Genomic DNA, 21611 nt, shown 5'->3' with positions numbered 1-21611 from the left:
GCGCTCAAAGACCCCGGGGGCCCAGCAGCAGCTGGGTCGCCTCCACGGCGGCGTCGATGATGGTCGACACGTCGTGGCCGTCCTCGACGGCGGTGGCGATCAGCTCGCGCAAGCCGCCGAGCAGGATGATCGCGGTCTGCTCCGACGGCGGCCGCACGCCGGCGGCGAGCAGGTGCGGGGTGTCGGTGAGCCGCTGGATCAGCTCGACGAACTCGCGCATCGTCGCCCGCTGAAAAGAGCGGCCCGCGCCCAGCGCCGGCACGTCGCGGATCCAGCTCAGGGTGATCGGCGGGTCGGCCTGGACGGCGGCGATCCACGCCTCGATCGCCTGCCGCGCCTGCGCCTCCCAGCCGGCCGCCGGGTCGACGGCGGCCGAGATGCGGGCGATCGTGCGCTGGTTGCTCTCGTGCATCAGGGCGACCAGGCATTCCTGCCGGTCGGTGAAGTGCGCGTAGAAGGTGCGCCGGGAGGTGCGGGCGGCCCGGACGATGTCGGCCACCGTCGTGTCCGCGTAGCCGTTCGCGCGGATGCACGCCGCCATGCCCTCGGTCAGGCGTTGGCGATAACTGGGCGCGAGCGTCGACGTCACGGGGCAAATCTAGTACTTGTGCGGCCCTGGTACGCGAACGTACCGTGAGGTGGTACGCGGACGTACCACCGGAGGGTTGCGATGACAGCGACATCCCTGGCCGACGCGGTTCTGCCCGCCGGCCCCCGGACGCCCCGCCTCGTGCAGGCCGTCAGCTTCGCCTTCGCCCGCCACGGCACGATGCGCAAGCTGCGGAAACGCTACGGCTCGGCGTTCAGCGTCTCGTCGCTCAGCCTCGGCCGGATGGTGATGCTGGCCGATCCCGCCGAGGTGCGCGAGCTGTTCCAGACCAGCCCCGAGCTGGCCGACACCGCCGATCAGAACCTCGGCTCGGTGCTCGGCAAGGGCTCGTTCTTCGCCATCACCGGCGACGAGCACCGGCGGCAGCGCAAACTCCTCACGCCTCCGTTTCACGGGCGCCGGCTCCGGGCGTACGAGCAGATCATCGAAAGTGAGACGGCGCGCGAGTTGGCGTCGTGGCCGGAAGGCCGGCCGTTTCCGGTCATGCCGTCGACCATGCGGATCACGCTGAACATCATCCTCCGGGCGGTCTTCGGCGCCGAGGGGGCCGAGCTCGACGAGCTGCGCGAGCTCCTGCCCAAGGCGGTCAAGCTCGGCTCGGTGCTGGCGGTCCTGCCGGTGGTGCGGCGCGAGCTGGGCGGATTCGGTCCCGGTGCGCGATTCGACCGATACCGGCGACGGTACGACGAGATCGTCGGCCGGCTGATCGACCAGGCGGCCGACGATCCGCGGCTCGGCGAACGCGACGACATCCTCGCCATGCTCGTGCAGTCCCGGTACGACGACGGCTCGCCGATGGGCCGCGGCGAGATCGCCGACCAGCTGCTCACCCTGCTCGCCGCCGGGCACGAGACGACGGCGACGACGCTGGCCTGGGCGGTCGAGCGGCTGCGGCGGGAACCGGAACTGCTGGCGCGGCTTCACGAAGCGGACGACGCGACGCTGGATGCCACGATCATGGAGGTGCAGCGGGTCCGGCCGGTCGTCGAGATCACCGCCCGGCAGGTACGCGCGGACACGCTCCGGATCGGGCGCTGGACCCTGCCCCGGGGCACCGTCGTCACGGTCTGCATCGCGCTTCTGCACGAGGACCCGGCGCTGTTCCCCGATCCGGCGCGCTTCGATCCGGGGCGGTTCCAGGGCGACACGTACGGCTGGATCCCGTTCGGTGGCGGCGTGCGGCGCTGCATCGGCGCCGCCTTCGCCTCGCTGGAGATGCGGGTGGTCCTGCGCACGATGCTCCGGGAGTTCGTTTTCGAGCCCACCACCGAGCCGCCGGAGCGCGCCCACAACCGGGGAATCGCCGTCGCTCCGGCCCGCGGCGGGATGGCCGTGGTCCGTCGCCGGGTGGCAGGCGCGCCGCATTCGTAGCATCGTCTCCAGTCATGAGACGTTCTCAGTGGTTGCTCGCGGTCCCGGTCGCGGTCTGCGCGCTGCTGGCCGGTTGCGGCGGATCCTCCTCGAAGTCCGGCTCCGGCGACGGGAAAACCGCGCCGTCGGGCGCGGCCTCCGCGGCCCCCTCGGCATCGGCCCCGCCGGCCACTCCCGCGGGCAAACCCGTCCACGTCCGGCTGTTCGAGGCCGACGGCACCACCTGGGGCGTGGGTATGCCGATCATCGCCTACCTCTCGACCAAGATCTCGGACGCGCACGCCTTCGCCGCGGCCACCACCGTCACGGTCAACGGGCAGCCGGCCGGGGGCGCCTGGTTCTTCCAGCGGTCGGCGATCTACGCCGGGTACCCGCTCGAGGCCCACTACCGGACCGAGAAGGTCTGGCCGGCGCACGCGAAGATCCACATGGACCTCGCGACCAAGGGCCAGCCCGCGGGGACCGGCCTGGTCTACGACAACAGCCTCACCCTCGACATGTCGACCGGCGCCGCCAACGTCGCCAAGGTCGACGGCAAGGCCGAGCGCATGGTCGTCACCTCCGACGGCAAGCAGGTGTTCAGCTTCCCGGTCTCGCTCGGCAAGGCCAGCACCCCCACCTTCAGCGGCACCAAGATCGTCATGGAGAAGGACAAGGTCCAGCGCATGACCGGACCCGGCTACGACCTGAAGGTGCCGTGGTCGGTGCGGCTCACCAACTCCGGCGAGTTCTTCCACGCCGCGAGCTGGAACGGCGGCAACATCGGCCAGCGCAGCACGTCGCACGGCTGCACGAACCTCAACGTCAACGACGCCAAGCGCTACTTCGCGTTCGCCCAGGTCGGCGACGTCGCGGTCTTCACCAACACCGGCGGCCCGACCATGCCGAGCTGGGACGGCTACGGCGACTGGAATCTGCCCTGGTCCACCTGGAAGGCCGGGGGACTGTACAAGACCGCCTGAGGCACACTTCTCCGCATGACACACGTGATCGTGCTCGGCGCCGGTGCGGCCGGGCTCGCGGTGGCGGGCCGGCTCAAGGCGCGCGGGGTGGAGTGCGTGGTGCTCGAGCGCGGCCCCGGCGTGGCCACCAGCTGGCGTGGCCGCTACGACCGGCTGCGGCTGCACACCATCCGCCGGCTCTCCGGTTTGCCGGGCTTCCCCATTCCGCGGGAGTACGGCCGGTGGGTGCGCCGGGACGATCTGGTGCGCTATCTCGAGGCGTACGCGGAGAAGTTCGCCCTCGACGTGCGGACCGGCACCACGGTCGAGCGGGTCAAGCCCGCCGCCGACGGCTGGTCGCTGCGTCTCGCCGACGGCTCCGAGGAGTCGGCGCGCACCCTGATCGTCGCCACCGGCTACCTCCACACGCCGGTGGTGCCGTCGTGGCCGGGCCTCGACACCTTCTCCGGCTCGCTGATCCACTCGGCCGACTACCGCAACGCGGCGCCGTTCCGTGGCCAGAACGTCCTGGTCGTCGGCCCCGGCAACAGCGGCGCCGAGATCGCCACCGACCTGGCCGAGGGCGGGGCCGCGTCGGTGAGTCTCGCGATCCGCACCCCGCCGCACATCGTGCGCCGCGAGACGGCGGGCTGGCCGGCGCAGATGAACGGACTGCTGCTGGGCCGCCTGCCGGAGCCGATCTTCAACGGCATGGCCGCCGCGATGGCTCGCCTCGAAATGCCGGACCTGCGGCCGTACGGGATGGAACGCCCCACCGAGGGATTGAAGACCCGCCTGCGTACCCACCGCTATGTGCCGTTGCAGGATGTCGGCATCGTCCGCGATGTCCGGGCCGGCCGGGTGCGCCCGGTCGCCGCCGTGCGGAGCTTCAGCGGCTCGTCGGTGCTGCTGGCCGACGGCAGCCACGTGGAGCCGGACGCGGTGATCGCGGCGACCGGCTACGGAACCGGCCTGCGGTCCCTGTTCGAGGACGCGTCGCTCTTCGATGACACCGGGGTGCCGCTGGTGCACGGTGGCCCGCCGGCCCGGCCCGGCCTGTTCTTCATGGGCTACGACGTGACGCTCGGCGGCATGCTGCGCCAGCTGGCGATCGAGTCGCGCCGGATCGCTACCAGATGCGCGGGATGAGCCGGGCCCGGCTCGCGGCGAAGTCGCGGTAACGGTCGCCGAGCGCCGCGGCCAGGGCGCGCTCCTCGACCCGGATCCGGTAGACCAGCGCGCCCAGCAGGAGGGTGAACGAGGCGGCCGCGCCGACCCAGTTGCCCACCATCAGGCCCACGCCGGCGCCGGCCAGCAGCAGGCCGGTGTAGCTCGGGTGCCGCAGGAACCGGTAGGGGCCGCGGGTCACGACGGGCTGGTCGGCGCTGGTTTGCACCACGACGGTGAAATACCGGCCCAGGCTCCAGAACGACGACCAGCGCAGCAGCAGGCCGAGCCAGGCCAGGACGGCGCCGATGACTACGCCGCCGCCTCCGATCGTCGCGCCCGGGACGAGGGCCCGGCCGAGCGGCAGCATGAGGATGCCGCCGAAGAACAGCAGCCGGAACAGGCCCTCCGCCCGCAGGTCGGCGGGCGTGGCGCCGCGACGCCGGCGGAGAGCCTGGACGAGCTCGCCCGCCGAGAACGCGCCGATCGTGACGGCCGCTATCGCCGGCATCGCCGCAGGATCTCGTCGACGACGTCCGCGAGGGGTGCGGTGGCGTCGACGACGACGCCGTCGTGGGGAATGTCCTCCTTGGTGTGATGCAGTCGCGTGATGAGCGCCCGCTGCTCCGGTTTCGATCCCCAGTCGTCCTCGCCCCGCCGGCCGAGCCGCTCGTGCAGCGTGTCGACGTCGACGTCGAGCACGAAGACGCCGTCGAAGAGGTCGATGAACTTCGGAAAGTTCCGGGATCCGCCGCAGAAGAACGTCATCGGCTCGCTCGTGTCGGCGACCAGGGCACGCACCTTGTCCACGCGCCAGATGTGGTGGAAGTGCGTGGCGCCCTCGGTCGGCGTGCCGGTTTCCGGGTCGCCCTGGTAGGCCAGCTCCCGGTCGCCGTTGACGGCGTGAAGACCGCGCCGCCGAAGCTCTTCCCACACGGCGTTCTTGCCGGTGCCGGAGACGCCCTCGATCAGATAGTTCCGGACCCCCATCGGCGGAGGATAACGCCCGTGGCTTGGTGTGGACAGCACGCGGAAATGTCGTACTGGGGCCGTAAAGTCACCCCACCCAGTTGATCGACCAGCCGATCAGCCGGCGGGAGGCAATGACGATGACGGTGGCCAGATAGAGCCAGCCGCCGGCCACCGGCAGGTAGGTGATGTCACCGCACCAGCGTTGATCCAGGCTGGTGGCGGTGAAATCGCGCCGCAGCAGGTCCGGCACGGCCGAGTCTGTGAAGGTAGTGCGAATCCGGCGGCGCTGATGCGCGCCGACGATTCCGCGCCGGCGCATGATCCGTTCCACGCGTTTGCGGTTGACCGGCACACCCCGCTCGCGCAGCTCGACGGTGACCCGCGGCGACCGTAGGCGCCGCCGGAGCGCTCATGAGCCTGCCGGATCTGCCCCGCGAGGACGTCTTCCGCGGCGGCGCGTGCCTGTCGGGCCGGGCCGGTGTTGACCCACCGGTAGTAGCCGGAGGTCGAGACAGCCAGGATCTGGCACAACCGCTTCACGCCGTGTTCGGCTCGATGGGTGGAGATGAACCGGAAGCGGCTGGTCACCGATCCATCTCCTTGGCGAAATACGCGGCCGCCTTGTCGGCGGCGTTTGTTCACCCAGTTCCGCAGCCGTATTCCGACGGGCAGGTCCGGGCGATGCCGTTGATCTGGTGCTGTCGTCAGCGCGGACGGTCAATGACGTCGCCCGGCGCTTGAACTCCGGTGTGAACTTCGGTGGACGCCCCAACGGGACACCCCTTCCTCTGGACATCAACGCCCAGTCTCACGGTGTCCACACCTCCGGGGGAAGTTCGCCTCAACGCTGATCGCCATCGCGTCCTTGCTTATTGCCGGACGATCAGCCATCGCCTGGATCTGGTCGTGGTCCGCGAGCAAGGGCAACTCAGCCACCTGGCCATGATGCATGCCGCCACCACGTGCACCCCTGGCCGATCGGCGTGAAGCCGCGCGCCCGGTACAGCAGCGCACCCTCGGGCGTCGCGTTCAGCACGGCGTTGCGGGCGCCCGCCTCCCGCGCCGCCGCGCACACGGCTTGCAGCAGCCCACTGCCGTAGCCGCGGCGGCGGAACGGCGGCCACACGTCCATGTCGAAAATGCCGGCCAGGTCGCCGTCGAGGAACGACCATGCCCGGCCGGCGAAGCGCCCCGTGCCGGGCGTATAGGCGGCGGCGTACCAGGCACGCGCCGGCCGGAGCCGGGCGACGGCCAGCAGCGCCGCGTAGCCGGGATCCTCGTGCTCGTAATCGGAGGTCTCGAGCGGCAACGTGACCCGGGGATCGGGATCGGTCACCGGCGCGGACAGGTCGGCGGTCATCCACCACGGCGCCCACCCGGGGGAGAAGCCCGCCTCGGCCAGCGGCCCCGCGTCGACGTCCGCGGCGAGCCAGGCGCCGACGATCGGCAGGCCTCGCATGCGAGCGTGGTCGACGCCACGGCTCACGGCCGCGGTCGTCATGGAGAAGGGGAACATCAGGTTCAGGCCGTCGGGGCCGTCGATCCAGGTCAGGGGGCCGTCCGTCCAGACCGTGCCGCCGCAGGTCTCGGCCCGCAGGCGGAACCAGTCGGTCTGGACGCGCTGGCAGTCGGCAACCGTCACCACGATGCACGAGGGTCTCACAGGCCGCGCTGGCGTGGGAGGAGTATGACTTGGGACGTGACGGTTGACGGTTGGGACGGGCGGGGACTGCCGCCCGTCGCGCGGGACCGGGTCGCGCGGGCCGCGGCCGGTGGGGTGCGCACCTCGCTGCTGTCGGCCGACGGGCTGGCGGGGCTCGAGGTGGCCGGGTTCGACGCGGTCGGCGAGGTGCTCGGCACGACGGTGATGCAGATCGGCTGGACCGGCTACGGCGGGTGCGGCGCCCGGGTGGGCTACCGCAACACGATGGCCGGCCTGCTCGAGGCCGAGGCGGGGCCGCAGACCCGGATGGCGCCGCCGACGCCGTGGTCGGGCTACGAGCCGTACGCGCGGGCGATCCGCCAAGGGCGCGACACGGCGCTCGGGCGGATGCGTCAGGAGGCGGCCGCGCTCGGCGCCGACGGCGTGGTCGGGGTGCGGTTCACCGAGGAGCGGATGGACGGGCAGAAGCGCGAGTTCATGGCGCTCGGCACCGCGGTCCGGTCGCGCGGGCGGCAGCGGCCGGCCCGGCCGTTCACGACCGACCTCGCCGCTCAGGACGTGGCCAAGCTGCTGGGCGCGGGCTGGGTGCCGGTGGGGCTGATCTACGGGCTGGCCATCGTCATCCGGCACGACGATTGGCGTACCAGCACCTCGGTCGGCTATTGGGCCGGTAACCAGGAGGTTTTCGGCTACACCGAGCTGCTCACCCACGTCCGGGCCGAAGCCCGGCGGGATTTCGCCGCCAAGACGGCCGCGCTCGGCGCCGACGCCGCGCTGATGTCCAGCCTGTGGTCGACGATGTGGCGGGTCGAGACCGGCCAGCAGTACCACACCGACCACGCCGCCGAGTGCCTCGTCACCGGCAACGCGATCGCCCGGTTCCGGGTGAACGAAAAGATCGGCAAGCAAACAAGCAGTCTCACCATCCTGCCGCTGCGGAGCTCCCGATGACCGTCAACACGACCGGCGTGCCCGACGACGCCATGCGCCGTCTCGCGCAGATGCGCCCGGGCCAGGCCACCAGCCTGTTCACCTCCGACCTGAGCGTCAACGAGTTCCTGCTCGTGCGCGAGGCCGGCTTCCGCCCGCTCGGCCTGGTGCTCGGCTCGAGCATCTACCACGTGGGCATCCAGTTCGGCCGGTGGAGCCAGAACCGCGAGCTCGACCAGCTCTCCCAGGCCATGTACCACGCCCGCGAGCTGGCGATGACCCGGATGGAGGCGGAGGCGGACGCGCTGGGCGCCGACGGCATCGTGGGCGTACGCCTCGACATCGAGTTCAAGGAGTTCGGCAACGAGCTCGCCGAGTTCATCGCGATCGGCACCGCGGTGAAGGCGGACACGGGTGACAGCTGGCGCAACAACCGCAACCAGCCGTTCACCAGCGACCTCTCGGGTCAGGACTTCTGGACGCTGATCCAGGCCGGCTACGCCCCGCTCGGCATGACCATGGGCACCTGCGTCTACCACATCGCCCACCAGCGGTTCTGGCAGGCGATGGGCAACATCGGGCAGAACGTCGAGATCCCGCAGTACACCGAGGCCCTCTACGACGCCCGCGAGCTGGCGATGAGCCGCATGCAGGCCGAGGCCGAGCAGCTCGGCGCCGAGGGCATCGTCGGCGTGCAGATGCTCTCCAACACCCACCGCTGGGGCGGGCACACCACCGAGTTCTTCGCGATCGGCACGGCGGTGCGCCCCCTGCGCGCCGACCACGTGATCGCCAAGCCGCAGCTCGTGCTGCCCCTGACCGACAAATGAGCGCGGGTCTCGGGCCCATGGGGGACCTTCACCTGATCGCGGCGGCGCTGCGAGCCGACCGGGCCGACGTCGAGTCCTACACCCGGGTCCTGACGACCGTGCTCGGCGACGCGCTGCCGCCGGGCATGGTCGAGGTCGAGCGCAAGCGGTCGATGGCCGACCGGATGAACGGCCGCCCCGGCACGCCGGTCGCGCTGACCGTGTCCACCCCCGACGAGAAGCTCCTGCTCCAGCAGCAGGCGCACGGGGTGCACGCCGAGGTGCACCAGATCGTCCACGGCGTCACCATCAAGCGCGCCACGGTCGGCGTCGACGACTGGCTGGTCGCGCTGGCCGGCCTGCTTTCGAAGCTCGCGGCGAGAGATGCCGCCGCCCGCGACGCATTGAGCAGGCTGCTCGGCTAGAGAACGGGAGTCACCCGGTAGACGGCGCCGGCCAGGTCGTCGCTCACGTAGAGCGCCTTGTCCGGCCCCTGCACGGCCATCACCGGGCGGCCCCACCGCGAGCCGTCCGCGTTCTGGAAACCGGTCAGCAGCGTCTGCTGCGGCCCGAGCGTGCCGTCGCGCCAGGCGAAGAACGAAACCTCCGGCGCGCGCGGCGGCTTCCGGTTCCAGGAGCCGTGGATCCCGACCAGAGCACCTTGCCCGTACGCTCCACCCAGCCCCGGCGTCGTGGCAAAACTGAGCCCGAGCGGCGCCGAGTGCGCGCCCATGCCCTGCTCGACCGGCGGCAGCGTGGCGCAGTCGAGCTTGGCGCCGTCCTTGTTGGTCTGCAGGTCGCGCACGAACGGCCGCTTGGTGTAGCTCAGCGCCGTGTCCTTCTGGCCCGGGGAGGCGTCCGGGTCCGGGTTGCAGTACGGCCAGCCGAGGTCACGGCCCTGGGTCAGCCTTGCCAGCGGCTCCAGGGGATGGTCGTTCACGTACCACGTCTCGACCTTGCCCTGGTCCTTGCCGTCGTACGGGTACTCGACGTTGTCCCGGTTGTTGACGGCGGTCCACACCGCGCCGTCCGGGTCGATCGCGAGGCCGGTGCCGTTGCGGACGCCGCGCGCGAAGACCGTCGGGGTGCCGCCGCCCGCGGGCGCCTTCAGGATCGTGGCCCGCTCCGGGCTCGCCGACCGGTCCACCTCGGAGATGTTGCCGGTCGAGCCGACGGAGACGTAGATGGTGCCGTCCTTGGCGATCGCGACGCTCTTGAGCGCGTGGGCGTAGGCGCCGCCCAGCTCCGGGCTCTTCGCGTCGGGCAGCCCGCCCACGACCACCTTCTTGCCGGTGAGCGCGCCGCCGGCGTACGCGAAGGTGTCGACCTGATCGCTCTCGGCCAGATAGAGCGTGTTCCCGGCGAAGGCCAGGCCGTGCGGCTGGTTGAGGCCGCTCACCACCGTCGACTGGGCCGGGGACGCGTCGCCGGACGCGGCCGGGGTCAGCGCGATGACGTCGCCGAACTTGGGGCGCGAGACCAGCAGCTTGTTGTCCGGGGTCCAGGCCAGCAGGCGGGCGCTCGGGATGCGGGCCCAGACCGTGACCGTCCAGCCGGGCGGGGCCTGCAGCTTCCGGTCCTCGTCGAACGGCGCGGCGCCGGTGCCGGCGAGGGGGCGCACGGTCGTGGCGGAGAGAGCCGTGGTGGCAGGGGACGCCGACGAGGGCGACGGGATCGGCGCCGCCGCCGGGGTCTCGGCCGCCGAGCTGCACCCGGCCAGGGCGACCACCAGTGCCGCACCGAAGAGCTTCCTCATCGCCGTCCCCTCATCAGCCGATCCAGCATCGGCATGTTCTTGCTGATCACCCCGGTGACGCCGATCGCCCTCGCCCGCGCGAGGTCGGCCTCGGTGTCGATCGGCCACGCCAGCACCAGATCGGTGGCGCGGCGCAGCTCCTCCACCAATGACACGGACAGCAACCGTAGCCGGATCGACACGCCGTCGACGTGTTTGCCGTTCAACCGTGCCCGGAGCCGGGCCATCTCCGACCGGTTCCCGGCCGAGAAGACTTTCCGGACCGGCGGATCGAAGGCTTCGAGCATCTCCCACTGCCGGGTGCAGACCGCGACCGGTACGCCGGGAATCCGCTCCCGCAGCCGTTCGGCGACCCGGGCGGCGACCGGCAGCGAGCGGCCCTTCAGGTCGAGCATGAGCCGCGGGTCGCCGCCCGCCGCCGTCAGCACCTCGTCGAGCTCGGGCACCCGCACATCGCACCGCCGGGTGACGGTCGTGCGCTCCCAGTACAGGTGCGGACCGGCCGTCCGGCTGTGCCGCACCTCGAGCACGCCGCGGTAGAGGTGGATGTCGGCCTCGACCAGATCGACTCCGGCCTTCAGGGCCTCCTGCAGGCCGGCGATGGTGTTCCCGGCCCGGTGGGCAACAGCAAGCATTCTCAGGTACGCGCCTCGGTCGCGGTCAATGGTGCGGCGATGTCCTCGAGGCTACGTCGTTCGGCCTTCACGCCGAGCACGGCCTCGACCACGCCCCCGATGATCATCACGATCGCGCCGATGACGAACGCGACGACCGTGTCGCCGACCTCGCCGGTGCCGACCAGGTGGGCGAACAGCAGGGGACCGGTGATGCCGCCGGCCGCGGTGCCGACCGCGTAGAAGAACGCGATGGCCAGGGCGCGGGTCTCCATCGGGAAGATCTCACTAACGGTGAGGTACGCGGAGGAGGCCCCGGCCGAGGCGAAGAACAGCACCACGCACCAGCAGACCGTCATGGTCGTCGCGTTGAGCGCGCCGCGGTCGAACAACCAGGCCGTTCCCAGCAGCAGGACGCCCGAGGTGACGTACGTGCCGGTGATCATGATTTTGCGTCCGACGGTGTCGAACAGGGGCGCCAGCAGCAGCGGGCCGAGCAGGTTGCCGACGGCGATGACCGCGAAGTAGTAGCCGGTGTTGCCCGAGGGCACCTTGAAGAACGTCTGCAGGATCTGCGCGTACCCGAAGGTGATCGCGTTGTAGAGGAACGCCTGCCCGATGAAGAGCGCGAGGCCCAGCGTGGCCCGCTTCGGATAGCGGGTGACCAGGGTCTTGGCGATGGTGCCGAAGCCGATCGTCCGGCGCTGGTGGATCTCGATGGATTTGCTCTCGTCGACCGGCTCGAGCGTGACGTCGTCCTCCCGCTCGACCGTCTCCTCGACGTCGCGCACCAGCTTCTCGGCCTCGTCCTGGCGACCGTGGATGAACAGCCAGCGCGGGCTCTCCGGCACGTGCCGCCGGACCAGCAGGATCACCAGGCCGAGCACCACGCCCATGCCGAACGCGACCCGCCAGCCCCAGCTCACCGGCAGCTGGGTGAGGATCGGCACGGTCAGCAGCGCGCCGAACGCCGCGCCGGCCCAGTAGCTGCCGTTGATCATCAGGTCGATCCGGCCGCGGTGCTTGGCCGGGATCAGCTCGTCGATCGCCGAGTTGATGGCCGCGTACTCGCCGCCGATGCCCGCGCCGGTGATGAACCGGCACAGGAAGAACCACCAGGGCGCGAACGACAGGGCGGTCAGCGCGGTGCCGACCAGATAGACGACGAGCGTGACCATGAAGAGCTTCTTGCGGCCGAACCGGTCCGTGAGCCAGCCGAAGAAGAGGGCTCCACAGCAGGCCCCGAGGACGTAGATGGCGGCGCCCAGGCCGGTCACCTGGCTCTGGGTGATGTCCAGGCCGCTGCCCGGTTCGGAGAGGCGGCCGGAGAGGTTGCCCACGATCGTGACCTCTAGGCCGTCGAGGATCCAGACGGTGCCGAGGCCGATGACGATCATCCAGTGCCAGCGGGCCCAGGGGAGGCGGTCGAGTCTTGCGGGCACGTCGGTGCGGATCGTTCCAAGCGCCATGGGGGTCCGCATACCCGGATGGGCGCTCATCTACGCGTTCCTTCTTGCGCTTCTGCCCGCGCGGCCTTTAAAAGCGCTTCCCGAACACCATCTCGCCCTCGCGCTCTGCCTTTTTCTTCCGCTTTTCATTTGTTTTGGAATGGCATGATTTACCACTAGTGAGTTGGCCGCTATGCGCGATCGCACCAAGGCGCGCCATTACTCGGCCGGCAGTGAGGAATTCCGTCGCACTCATGCGCGGCATCGGGCGTGGGGATTGGTGCGGCGTCAGGCCGAGCGGCTACGCCACGCTCGCGCCCAGCACGGCCTCGTGCAGGGCCTCGGCGGCGTCCAGCAGCTCCCCGAGGTCGCGGGCGGCGGACGGGAGCGTGACGTAGGCGTGCTCGACGCCCGCCGCGGCCAGCTCGGCGATCTGGTCGACCGTCCTCGCCAGGCCGTCGCCGAAGAGGGCCGCCGGGTCCGACACGCCGACCTGCACCACGCAGCCGATCGACGACGGGTCCCGGCCGTGCGACTCCGCCATTTCCCGCAGCCGAGACATGGTCGCGGCGATCTCGGTGGCGGGCATTCCGGTCGGCAGCCAGCCGTCGGCTCGGCGGGCTATGCGGTTCAGGGCGGCGGGGCTGCGGCCGCCCAGCACGATCGGGATGCGGCGGGACGGCTTCGGGTTGATGCGGGACGGGGAGATTCGGTAGCGGCCGTTGTCGAAGGACACCGGGTCGGGGCCCCACACGGACGACGCCACGTCCAGGAACTCGTCCAGCGCCTTGCCGCGTTCGGTCAGCGGTCGTGGCGCCGTGGCCTCGAACTCGTCGATCGACCAACCCGCGCCCAGGCCGGCGATCAGGCGGCCGGCGCTGGCCGCGTCCAGGGCGGCCAGGGTTTTGGCCAGGCGGACCGGCATGTGCAGGGGTGGCACGAGCACGCCGGTGCCGAGCTCGACCCGCGACGTCACCGCGGCGGCCAGGGCCAGCGTGATCAGGGGGTCCGTGGTGTAGCCGTACCGGTCGGGCCACGCGACGTCCGTCATGCCGTACAGGCCGTGGGCGCCGCTCTGGTCGAGCGGCGTGAGCACCCGGTCGTACGCCCACAGGCTGTCGAATCCGATGCGCTCCGCCTCCCGGGCGAAGATCGTCACGTCGCTGGCCAGGTCGTACGCGGTTGTCTGCGGGAGGTTCACGCCGAGCTGCACGGGCCACACCCTACCGATCGGAACGATCGACACCGGGCGGGTGGTCCTCCACTATGGCCTCAACGACGAAGAGGGAGACCATGACGGATCCGACTTACGACGTCATCGTGGTGGGCGCTCGCTGTGCCGGCGCGCCGCTCGCGATGCTGCTCGCCCGCCGCGGCTATCGGACGCTGCTGGTGGACCGGGCGACGTTTCCCAGCGACACCGTGTCCACGCATGTGATCCATCCGCCGGGCGTCGCCGCGCTGCAGCGCTGGGGGCTTGCCGAGCAGGTCACGGCCACGGGGTGCCCGCCGGTGGGGCGTTACTCGTTCGACTTCGGGCCGGTCACCCTCGCGGGCGCGCCGGGCACATCGGAGACGCCGTACGCGTACGCGCCGCGCCGCCTGCTGCTCGACCAGATCCTGCTGAACGCCGCCGCCGCGGCCGGCGCCGAGGTCCGCGAGGGCTTCAGCGTCGAGGAGGTCCTGATCGCCGACGGCGCCGTCACCGGCATCCGCGGCCACGGCGACGTCCTCACCGCCCGGGTCGTGGTCGGCGCCGACGGCCGCAACTCGGTCGTCGCCAAGGCCGTGCGGCCGGTGCGGTACGAGGACGTGCCGGCCCTGACCGTCGGCTACTACTCGTACTGGAGCAACCTGCCGACCGACACCTTCGAGGCGTACAGCCGGCCCGGCCGGGGCTGGGCGGTCTGCCCCACCAACGACGACCTCACCCTGGTCATCGGCGGCTGGCCGCACGCCGAGCTGGCCGAGCACCGTGATGACGTCGAGGCCGAGCTGATGCGTACGTTCGCGATGTCGCCCGCATTCGCCGAGCGCATCGGCGACGCCAAGCGCGAGGAGCGCATCGTCGGCGCCTCGGTGCCCAACTACTTCCGGGTTCCGTCCGGCCCCGGCTGGGCCCTGGTCGGCGACGCCGGCTACAGCCGCGACTTCATCACCGCGCAGGGCATCACCGACGCGTTCCTCGACGCCGAGGGCCTGGCCGCGGCGCTGGACGAGACGCTGAGCGGCGCAACGCCGTACGAGGAAGCCCTGGCCGGATATCGCACCCGCCGTGACACCCGCGCCATGCCGGTCTACCAGATGACCTTGGGGATCGCCTCGCTCCAGCCGCCGGACGAGCAGATGATCGGCCTGGTCACCGCGATCGCCGGCAACCAGCCCGCGATGGACGCCTTCGCCCGCCTCAACTCGGGCGTCACGTCCCCACCGGAGTTCTTCGCCCCCGAAAACATGGGCCGGCTCCTCGGCGGCGCCTGACCGCGGAACCGCCGGGGCCGCCCGGTCGTCGGAACGGTCATGCGGGTCGTGGTGGTGGTTCTGCTTCTGCTGGCCGGATGCGCGGGGTGCGCCGGGTCCGGCTCGGCGCTGCCCGCGATCCGCATGACCAGCGGCGGCGGGTTCGAGGGGACGTCACAGGAGTGGACGATCACGCCCGACGGCGACTGGACCTGGAACCGGGTCGACAAGATCGACGGACTGCGGGCCTGGATCCCGCGGACCGGGCGGCTCACCGACGCCGCGGCCGGCGAGCTGCGGCGGCTGGCCACCGACGGCGATCTGGTGCGGGAGATGCGGCTGCCGCACCAGAAGTGTGACTGGTCGGACGGGTCGCACGAGGTGCTCGACGTCGGCGGCCTGCACTACCTCGCCGGCTGGTGCGGCGAGAAGCGCAGACACATCCGGCACCTGCGGGAACGGATCGTCGCCCTCACCACCGGGTGATCCGTCAGGCGAGGCCGGCGAGAACGTCCTTCATGGTCGCGGTCAGGACCGGGGCCTGCTGCTGGACCTTGTCCAATGTGCGGACGACCTCCATGCCGGGGAGCGCGCTGACGGAAAGGCAGGCGTTACCCGAGCGCGCGCGAAGGTTGACCTTCGGCTCGACGATGTCGGCAAACGCCCCATCGCCGAGGCCGGCCACCTCGACACCGCCCATCCCGATCGCCGCCGCGCTCTCCGACTGGAACCAGGCGGTCGCGTGCGTCGTGCCGGCGTCACCGCGGAAGATCGTGACATTGGTCTCGACCAGCGGCGACGCCTTGCCGGGCGCGGTGTAGACGCACTTCATCTGGTCGAATACGGCGCCGGGAACGACCTTGTCGAGGGACTCCTGCTCCCCGGGAGCCACGTAGCCGGCGACCCGCTTGCCGGTCGCGGCCACGCCATAGGGCGGAGCGGTCAGTGTCGGGCATGCGGCGGGAAGCCCCTGCCAGACCCGGGCCGGCGGCGTGGCGGCCGCCGCATCCGTGTTGTTCGCGGCGACTGGTTCCTCTGCGTACGCTGCGCCGCGGTCGCCGCCGGGCGCGAGGCCTACGAACGGGTGGCGACAGATCCGGCCACGCCGCGGTCCCACTGCAGGAAGGCGAGCCCGTAAGGTGTGGCCCGTGGGGTGGGAAGCGCTCGAGCGGTGGGGTCACGACGTCGCTCGCGTCGAGCCGCTTGCCGGTGGGGTCGCCAACGATGTGTGGAGCGTTCGCGTCGACGGGCGTCTCGCGGTCGGTCGTCTCGGCCGCCGGAGCGACGCCGATCTCGCCTGGGAGACCGGGCTCCTGCAGCACCTCGACCGGGCCGGGCTGACCGTGCCGGTGCCGATCCCGGCCACCGACGGCCGGTTGTTCGCCGGCGGCCTGGTGGTGATGACCTACCTGGAGGGCGGGCCGCCCGAGACCGGCGACGACTGGCGTCGCGTGGCCGGCGCGCTGCGCGAGCTGCACCGGGTGACGCGGAACTGGCCGCAACGGCCGGGCTGGCGATCGTCGACCGACCTGCTGCACGCCGCGACCGGGACGAAGGTCGACCTCGGCGCGATGCCCCCGGAGAGCGTGGCGCGCTGCCGGGCGGCCTGGGCGCGGCTCGCCGGGCACCCTGCCTGCGTCGTGCACGGCAACCCGGCCAACCCCGGCAACGTCCGGGTGACCGCCGATCGGGTCGCGCTGATCGACTGGGACGAGGCGCACGTCGACGTGCCCGACCTCGACCTCGTGCTGCCCGGCAACGCGGCCGGCCTCGACGACGGCGCGCACGACATCGCGGCGCAGGCGTCGGCGGCCTGGGAAGCCGCCGTCTGCTGGGACGACGCGTACGCGGTCCGGCGGCTCGCCGAGGTTCGGGCGGTCCGCGGATGAGCGTGGAGCGGGTCCGGGATGCGTATGCGTCCGTCGCGGAGCTTTACATCGAGCTGTACGGCACCAGGGAGCAGGTCGAGCCCGATGACCTCGCCTTCATCGGCCGACACATATCGGCGAGAACCGGGAAGGTGCTCGACCTCGGCTGCGGGCCGGGACATCTCACGGCCTACCTCCGGTCCCGGGGCGTCGACGCGGCCGGGATCGACGTGGTCCCCGAGTTCATCGCCCACGCGAAGGCGACCCATCCGGACGGCGACTACCGGCTGGGCGAGATCACCAGCCTGGACGCGGAGAGCGGCACGATCGCCGGGATCCTGGCCTGGTTCTCGCTGATCCACCTGCCGCCGCCGGAGCTCGACGGCGTGCTGGCCGAGTTCCGCCGGGTGACGGCCCCGGGCGGCCCGCTGATCGTCGGCTACTTCGAGGCCGAGGAGGCCAAGGAGGGCGAGGAAGGCGAGGAGGGCGACAAGGTCGAGGCCTTCGACCACAAGGTGACGACCGCCTACCGCTGGCCTGCCGACGAGATCGCCCGGCGGCTGGCCCGGGCCGGCTTCCACGAGGTCGATCGCCTCCGCCGGCCGAGCGACGGCACGCACCGCCCGTACGGCGCGATCGCCGCGACCTAGTCGGCCAGCCCCTTCTCCCAGCGCTCTCGCCGTTCGGCGAGGGTCTGCTCCCACCACGGCGTGCCGCGCTCGCCGAGGGCCACCTTCGCCGCCTGCACCCGGGCGCGGGCGGGCGCCGTGTCCTCGCCCGACCGCAGCGCCGCGCCCACGTCACGACGGGCGGCCATCAGCACCCGGCGCAGCCGCGCGGCGACGTCCTCGGGAATCGCCGGATCCGCGGCACGCCAACGCCGCCCCTTGATGACCACGAAACGGTCGCTCATCGGTCGGAGTCCGGCCACACGTACGGCAGATCGTCCGGCACGTCGGGAAACAGCGCGTCGTAGTACGCCGGCTCCTTGCGGCGCAGCGCCGACCGGTGGCTTCGGTGCAGGGCCGGGTCGCCGAGCCACGGCGGGAGCTCGCCGGCCACCTCGAGCTCCTTCTGGGTGCGGGCGGCCGCTATGCCCGTACCCGTGGAAAGGTCTTCGACCAGGGTGACCGCGCAGGTGTCCGCCCGCCCGGCCGCCGTCCAGACCGCGCACATGTCCAGCCCGTACCGGGTCAGCGCCTCCTCGTACCCCCGCCACATCTTCACCGCCGGGTGGTGCTTCCAGCCGTAGGTCTCGCGGGTCAGCGCCCGCAGCACCTGGATGGTCTCCACCCGCTGCTTGCCGAGCCGCCGCGGGTCGAGCACGGCGGCGCCGGCGGCGAAGTCCGGGTAGGGCAGGAAGGTCTGCATGGCGTCACAGCAGCGTGCGGAGCTCCCCGGCGAAGCCCGCCGGGTCGGTCAAGGGCAGGAAGGAGCCGGTCCGGGTGGGTGCCGAGGCGCCGGCCATCGCGGGTTGCGGCAGCCAGCTCCCGTACGCGTGGAGCAGCCCCCGATCGGCGCTGGGATTCGCATAGGGCCGCAACTCCGCGGGCACCTCGTCGGGCACGGCCGGCGACTCGAGGGTGACCACGCAGCGCGTCCGGTAGGCGTCGGCGAACGTCATCGCCAGCCCGGCCGACTCCCCGTGCCCGACCACGACCGGCGCCCGGTGCAGGTTCAGCCCGTTGACCAGCACGGCCAGGTCCCGGGCGAGCCGCTCCGCGCCGTAGTCGTCGCGGGCCGCGCTCTGGCCGTGCCCGGGCAGGTCGGGCGCCACCACCGTGCAGCTGGCCGTCGCGATCAGCTCGGCGGCGGCCGGCCACCACATCGTGCGGTCGAGCAGCAGCCCGTGCAGCAGCAGGACGGGCCGGCCGAACCGGCCCCAGCGGTCGAACACGATCATGCTCCGCGGGCTTCCGGTGACGTGCGTGGTGCGGCGGGGCGGTTGCGGATGCACGGGATCGACCTCCTGGGGCGCTCCGAGGGCCTGTACCCCGTTAACGGCGGTGGATGCCCCCGCGACGCGGGTCTATGCCCGCAAATGGCCGCGCCCCACGCGAGGGGTTAGGGTGGCGCCGTGACGGGCGAGGCGGCGCATGTCTGCTGGTCGTACGACGACCAGCAGGCCTTCGACGCGTACGCGCGGGCCTACCTCGCGGACGGTCTCGCCCGCGGTGAGCAGGTCTGGTACGTGCCGGGGGACCGGTCGAGCGCCGCGATCGCCGGCTGGCTCACCGAGCTCGGCGGGCGCCCCGGCTCGGCCGGCGGCGGGCGCCCCGGCTCGGCCCGCGTCGTGTGGCCCGGCGACGCCTACGCCACCGGCCGGGTCACCGACCCGGAAGCGCAGGTCGAGGCCTATGCGGCGGCCACCGAGCGGGCGCTCGCCGACGGCTTCGCCGGGCTGCGGGTTTGTGCCGATCCGACGCCACTCGTGCGCACCGCGGCCGAGCTCGACGCGTTCGCGCGGTACGAGTACCTGATCGGTGGGTACATGCGAGTCGCGCCGATGCGGGCCGTCTGTGCGTACGACCGCCGTGAGCTGGGCGATCGCGCCGTGGCCGAGCTGGCCGGCGTGCACCAGCACACGAACGCGCGCGTGCCGTTCCGGCTGCACGCGTCGGGCCGCCCGGGTGTCGCGATCCTCGACGGCGAGGTCGACGCGGCCGGGGAGGAACTGTTCGTGAAGACGCTGAGGCGGGCCGGGCTCGGCTCGGGCGGCAAGGACGTGGTCATCGACGCCCGCGGTCTGCGGTTCGTGGACCATCGCGCGCTGCTGCACCTGCAGCGGCTCGCCACGGAGGAATCGGTGACAGTGGTTCTGCGTACGGAAAAGGCGTCGGTCAGCCGGCTGGCCGGCCTGCTCGACCTGTCCCGCGTCGTCGTGCGGAGCGCGGCATGAGAACGGGCGCCGCGGCCGGGCACGTCGGCTATTACCACGAGGCGGTCTGCTACGACTCCGACGAGCACCTGCTCGGGGTCGCGGTCCCGTTCCTGATGGGCGGGGTCGAGGCGGGGGAGCCGACGGTGGTGGCGCTGGGCGAGCGCAACGCCGAGCTGGTGCGCGCCGCGCTGCCGGCCGGCGACGGGGTCACGTTCCTCACCGGCGGCAGCATGTACGCGCGACCGGCGTCGGCCATCCGCACCTATCGCAAGCTGCTGGCCGACCACGTGGGCGCGGGCGCCGGCCAGATCCGCATCATCGGCGAGGTCACCCCGCAGGCGCTGGGCCCGACCTGGGACTGGTGGGCGCGGTACGAGTCGGCGATCAACCACGCGTACGACGAGTTCCCGCTGTGGAGCATGTGCGCGTACGACGTCCGGGTCACCCCCGGCCCGGTGATCGACGACGTGCTGCGCACCCACCCGCGCACCGCCCGGCCCGACGGCAGCCATCCGGTCAACCGGCAGTACATCGACCCCGTCGGCTACCTCAGCGTGCCCCGCGCGCCGTTCCCCGACCCGGTCCAGCTCACCGAGCCGCGGCTCGACCTGGCCGATCCCACGCCCGCCGACGCGCGCCTCGCGGTCTACGCCGCCGACGCCGGCTTCCTGCCGCCCGACGACCTGGACGATCTGGTGGTGGCCGTCAGCGAGACGGTGACCAACGCCCAGCGCCACGGCCTCGGCCCGATCCGGATGCGCCTGTGGGCCACCGCCGACCGGGTCGTGGTCAGCGTCACCGACGCCGGCCCGGGCCCGAAGGACCCGTTCGCGGGCCTGCTGCCGGCCGCCGACGGCAGCGGCGGCGGGCTCGGCATGTGGATCACCCACCAGTCGTGCAACCACGTGAGCTACGAGCGGGGCCCGGAAGGCTTCACCGTCCGGCTGATCGCCGGGACGCCCCTCTAACGCGCGCCGAACGGCACCGCGGCCGGGGTGTGGCGCGGCGGTGCCGGGTGCGCCCACAGGCCGCGGCGGGACAGCTCGGGCAGGACGCCCTCGCCGAAGTGGTACGCCTCCTCCAGGTGCGGGTAGCCGGAGAGCACGAACTCGGTGATGCCGGTGGCCGCGTACTCCTCGATGAGGTCGCCGATCTGGGCGTGCGAGCCGACCATCGCGGTGCCGGCGCCCCCGCGGACCAGGCCGACACCCGCCCACAGGCCCGGGTGGATCTCGAGGCCGTCCTTGGTGCCGGCGTTCAGCGCGAGCATCCGCCGCTGGCCCTCCGACTCGCTGCGGCGCAGCCCGTCCTGGATCCGGCGGATGCGCTCCTCGGAGATCCCGTCGAGCAGCCGGTCCGCGTACGCCCATGCCTCCTCCGCCGTGTCGCGGGCGATCGTGTGCAGGCGGATGCCGAACCGGAGCTCCCGGCCCTCCTTCTCGGCGAGCGCCCGCACGCGCTCGATCTTCGCGGCCACGGCGGCCGGCGGCTCACCCCAGGTCAGGTACACGTCGGCGTGCTCGGCGGCGACCTCCAGCGCGGCCGGCGAGGACCCACCGAAATAAATCTCCGGCACGGGTTCGGGCCGCTGCGCGAGGATCGCCCCGTCGAGCCGGTAGTGCCGTCCCTCGTGCGTGACGGTCTCGCCCCGCCAGAGCGCGCGGACGATCCCGAGGAACTCGCCGCACCGCCGGTACCGGTCGTCCTTGTCGAGGAAGTCGCCGTACATCCGCTGCTCGTGGCTCTCTCCGCCGGTGACCACGTTGAGCAGCAGGCGCCCGCCGGAGAGGTTCTGGAACGTTCCGGCCATCTGCGCCGCGAGGAACGGCGAGACCAGCCCCGGCCGGAACGCGACCAGGAACTTCAGCCGCTCGGACACCCCGGCGAGCATGGCCGTGGTGATCCAGGCGTCCTCGCACCAGGCCCCGGTCGGTGTCAGCGCCGCCTCGAACCCGAGCTGCTCGGCACTGCGCGCGATCTGCCCGAGATAGGGAATCGTCGCGGGCCGCCCGGCCCCCTCGGCCGAGACGCCGTGCCCGCCCCCGACCACGTGCCGCCCGTCGCCCCCGTTGGTGGGCAGGAACCAGTGAAACCGCAGCCCGCTATCCATATCGAAACCAT

Annotated in this window: 25 protein-coding genes and 1 pseudogene; 12 read left to right on the top strand and 14 right to left on the bottom strand. The window is 72.0% G+C overall.

From position 1 onward, the window contains the following. Positions 1 to 4: 4 nt before the first annotated feature. Positions 5 to 589 carry a TetR/AcrR family transcriptional regulator gene (locus ACZ6TB_RS30715; protein ID WP_465559850.1) on the bottom strand — a complete coding sequence of 195 codons (585 nt, stop codon included), beginning with the start codon at positions 587 to 589 and terminating at the stop codon, positions 5 to 7. 81 nt (positions 590 to 670) lie between these two features. Between ACZ6TB_RS30715 and ACZ6TB_RS30710 the strand changes: the two genes are divergently transcribed. From ACZ6TB_RS30710 to ACZ6TB_RS30700, 3 genes are read left to right on the top strand one after another with little or no spacing between them, the layout of a single operon-like run. Continuing rightward, a complete protein-coding gene (locus ACZ6TB_RS30710) occupies positions 671 to 1981 on the top strand; it encodes a cytochrome P450 (protein ID WP_465559847.1) in 1311 nt (436 codons plus the stop codon). A gap of 14 nt (positions 1982 to 1995) precedes the next feature. After that, positions 1996 to 2943: a L,D-transpeptidase gene (locus ACZ6TB_RS30705; RefSeq protein WP_465559844.1), complete on the top strand. Its 948-nt coding sequence runs from the start codon at positions 1996 to 1998 to the stop codon at positions 2941 to 2943. Between the two features lie 15 nt (positions 2944 to 2958). Next, positions 2959 to 4071: a flavin-containing monooxygenase gene (locus ACZ6TB_RS30700; protein WP_465559841.1), complete on the top strand. Its 1113-nt coding sequence runs from the start codon at positions 2959 to 2961 to the stop codon at positions 4069 to 4071. Here the strand turns inward: ACZ6TB_RS30700 and ACZ6TB_RS30695 are convergent. The 4 genes and pseudogenes from ACZ6TB_RS30695 to ACZ6TB_RS30680 form a co-directional block, all read right to left on the bottom strand. Then, the gene (locus ACZ6TB_RS30695) at positions 4052 to 4600 is read right to left on the bottom strand and encodes a methyltransferase family protein (RefSeq protein WP_465559839.1); all 549 of its coding nucleotides are present in this window, start codon (positions 4598 to 4600) and stop codon (positions 4052 to 4054) included. The two genes, ACZ6TB_RS30700 and ACZ6TB_RS30695, sit on opposite strands and share 20 nt — an antisense overlap. Beyond that, positions 4588 to 5079: a nucleoside/nucleotide kinase family protein gene (locus ACZ6TB_RS30690; protein WP_465559836.1), complete on the bottom strand. Its 492-nt coding sequence runs from the start codon at positions 5077 to 5079 to the stop codon at positions 4588 to 4590. The genes ACZ6TB_RS30695 and ACZ6TB_RS30690 overlap by 13 nt, the downstream gene beginning before the upstream one ends. A gap of 67 nt (positions 5080 to 5146) precedes the next feature. After that, a pseudogene (locus ACZ6TB_RS30685) lies at positions 5147 to 5437 on the bottom strand (IS3 family transposase); the annotation flags it as partial. A gap of 552 nt (positions 5438 to 5989) precedes the next feature. Further along, complete coding sequence (locus ACZ6TB_RS30680) at positions 5990 to 6706, bottom strand: GNAT family N-acetyltransferase (RefSeq protein WP_465559833.1); 717 nt, start codon at positions 6704 to 6706, stop codon at positions 5990 to 5992. Between the two features lie 54 nt (positions 6707 to 6760). Here ACZ6TB_RS30680 and ACZ6TB_RS30675 point away from each other — a divergent pair, with 54 nt between their 5' ends. The 3 genes from ACZ6TB_RS30675 to ACZ6TB_RS30665 are packed head-to-tail and all read left to right on the top strand — an operon-like array spanning position 6761 to position 8888. Next, a complete protein-coding gene (locus ACZ6TB_RS30675) occupies positions 6761 to 7675 on the top strand; it encodes a heavy metal-binding domain-containing protein (protein WP_465559830.1) in 915 nt (304 codons plus the stop codon). Next, complete coding sequence (locus ACZ6TB_RS30670) at positions 7672 to 8484, top strand: heavy metal-binding domain-containing protein (protein ID WP_465559827.1); 813 nt, start codon at positions 7672 to 7674, stop codon at positions 8482 to 8484. Before ACZ6TB_RS30675 ends, ACZ6TB_RS30670 begins: the two co-directional genes overlap by 4 nt. A gap of 17 nt (positions 8485 to 8501) precedes the next feature. Further along, complete coding sequence (locus ACZ6TB_RS30665; protein ID WP_465559824.1) at positions 8502 to 8888, top strand: hypothetical protein; 387 nt, start codon at positions 8502 to 8504, stop codon at positions 8886 to 8888. On the opposite strand, the gene ACZ6TB_RS30660 is transcribed toward ACZ6TB_RS30665, so the two are convergent. The 4 genes from ACZ6TB_RS30660 to ACZ6TB_RS30645 all read right to left on the bottom strand — a co-directional run bounded on the left by ACZ6TB_RS30660 (position 8885) and on the right by ACZ6TB_RS30645 (position 13494). Then, on the bottom strand, positions 8885 to 10219 hold the full coding sequence (locus tag ACZ6TB_RS30660; protein WP_465559821.1) for a PQQ-dependent sugar dehydrogenase: 1335 nt from the start codon (positions 10217 to 10219) through the stop codon (positions 8885 to 8887). The two genes, ACZ6TB_RS30665 and ACZ6TB_RS30660, sit on opposite strands and share 4 nt — an antisense overlap. After that, positions 10216 to 10854: a glycerophosphodiester phosphodiesterase gene (locus ACZ6TB_RS30655; RefSeq protein WP_465559818.1), complete on the bottom strand. Its 639-nt coding sequence runs from the start codon at positions 10852 to 10854 to the stop codon at positions 10216 to 10218. The genes ACZ6TB_RS30660 and ACZ6TB_RS30655 overlap by 4 nt, the downstream gene beginning before the upstream one ends. 2 nt (positions 10855 to 10856) lie before the next feature. Then, positions 10857 to 12302 (bottom strand): MFS transporter, encoded by a 1446-nt coding sequence (locus ACZ6TB_RS30650; protein ID WP_465559815.1) that lies wholly within the window; start codon positions 12300 to 12302, stop codon positions 10857 to 10859. 280 nt (positions 12303 to 12582) lie between these two features. Beyond that, complete coding sequence (locus ACZ6TB_RS30645) at positions 12583 to 13494, bottom strand: TIGR03619 family F420-dependent LLM class oxidoreductase (protein WP_465559813.1); 912 nt, start codon at positions 13492 to 13494, stop codon at positions 12583 to 12585. 80 nt (positions 13495 to 13574) lie between these two features. Here ACZ6TB_RS30645 and ACZ6TB_RS30640 point away from each other — a divergent pair, with 80 nt between their 5' ends. Beyond that, positions 13575 to 14762 carry an NAD(P)/FAD-dependent oxidoreductase gene (locus ACZ6TB_RS30640; protein ID WP_465559810.1) on the top strand — a complete coding sequence of 396 codons (1188 nt, stop codon included), beginning with the start codon at positions 13575 to 13577 and terminating at the stop codon, positions 14760 to 14762. 39 nt (positions 14763 to 14801) lie between these two features. Further along, a complete protein-coding gene (locus tag ACZ6TB_RS30635) occupies positions 14802 to 15227 on the top strand; it encodes a hypothetical protein (protein ID WP_465559808.1) in 426 nt (141 codons plus the stop codon). A gap of 4 nt (positions 15228 to 15231) precedes the next feature. Here the strand turns inward: ACZ6TB_RS30635 and ACZ6TB_RS30630 are convergent, their stop codons facing one another. Continuing rightward, complete coding sequence (locus ACZ6TB_RS30630) at positions 15232 to 15666, bottom strand: hypothetical protein (RefSeq protein WP_465559805.1); 435 nt, start codon at positions 15664 to 15666, stop codon at positions 15232 to 15234. Between the two features lie 223 nt (positions 15667 to 15889). Here ACZ6TB_RS30630 and ACZ6TB_RS30625 point away from each other — a divergent pair, with 223 nt between their 5' ends. Both ACZ6TB_RS30625 and ACZ6TB_RS30620 read left to right on the top strand, forming a co-directional pair. Next, positions 15890 to 16630: a phosphotransferase enzyme family protein gene (locus ACZ6TB_RS30625; RefSeq protein WP_465559803.1), complete on the top strand. Its 741-nt coding sequence runs from the start codon at positions 15890 to 15892 to the stop codon at positions 16628 to 16630. Then, positions 16627 to 17259: a class I SAM-dependent DNA methyltransferase gene (locus ACZ6TB_RS30620; RefSeq protein ID WP_465559800.1), complete on the top strand. Its 633-nt coding sequence runs from the start codon at positions 16627 to 16629 to the stop codon at positions 17257 to 17259. Before ACZ6TB_RS30625 ends, ACZ6TB_RS30620 begins: the two co-directional genes overlap by 4 nt. Here the strand turns inward: ACZ6TB_RS30620 and ACZ6TB_RS30615 are convergent. The 3 genes from ACZ6TB_RS30615 to ACZ6TB_RS30605 are packed head-to-tail and all read right to left on the bottom strand — an operon-like array spanning position 17256 to position 18566. Then, a complete protein-coding gene (locus tag ACZ6TB_RS30615) occupies positions 17256 to 17522 on the bottom strand; it encodes a hypothetical protein (protein ID WP_465559797.1) in 267 nt (88 codons plus the stop codon). The two genes, ACZ6TB_RS30620 and ACZ6TB_RS30615, sit on opposite strands and share 4 nt — an antisense overlap. Further along, entirely contained in the window at positions 17519 to 17980 is a 462-nt protein-coding gene (locus ACZ6TB_RS30610; protein WP_465559794.1) for an MSMEG_6728 family protein, read from the bottom strand. Before ACZ6TB_RS30610 ends, ACZ6TB_RS30615 begins: the two co-directional genes overlap by 4 nt. A gap of 4 nt (positions 17981 to 17984) precedes the next feature. Continuing rightward, complete coding sequence (locus ACZ6TB_RS30605; RefSeq protein ID WP_465559791.1) at positions 17985 to 18566, bottom strand: alpha/beta fold hydrolase; 582 nt, start codon at positions 18564 to 18566, stop codon at positions 17985 to 17987. A gap of 120 nt (positions 18567 to 18686) precedes the next feature. Between ACZ6TB_RS30605 and ACZ6TB_RS30600 the strand changes: the two genes are divergently transcribed. Both ACZ6TB_RS30600 and ACZ6TB_RS30595 read left to right on the top strand, forming a co-directional pair. Next, the gene (locus ACZ6TB_RS30600) at positions 18687 to 19508 is read left to right on the top strand and encodes an MEDS domain-containing protein (protein ID WP_465559788.1); all 822 of its coding nucleotides are present in this window, start codon (positions 18687 to 18689) and stop codon (positions 19506 to 19508) included. Further along, positions 19505 to 20458, top strand: a complete 954-nt coding sequence (locus tag ACZ6TB_RS30595) for an anti-sigma factor RsbA family regulatory protein (protein ID WP_465559785.1) — start codon at positions 19505 to 19507, stop codon at positions 20456 to 20458. Before ACZ6TB_RS30600 ends, ACZ6TB_RS30595 begins: the two co-directional genes overlap by 4 nt. Here ACZ6TB_RS30595 and ACZ6TB_RS30590 read toward each other — a convergent pair. Next, on the bottom strand, positions 20455 to 21600 hold the full coding sequence (locus tag ACZ6TB_RS30590; protein WP_465559783.1) for an LLM class flavin-dependent oxidoreductase: 1146 nt from the start codon (positions 21598 to 21600) through the stop codon (positions 20455 to 20457). The genes ACZ6TB_RS30595 and ACZ6TB_RS30590 overlap by 4 nt on opposite strands. Positions 21601 to 21611 lie beyond the last annotated feature (11 nt).

The sequence above is a fragment of the Actinoplanes sp. NPDC051537 genome (assembly GCF_055586105.1).
Note: the sequence above shows the minus strand (reverse complement) of the source record. Positions and strands in the feature narration are given on the sequence as shown.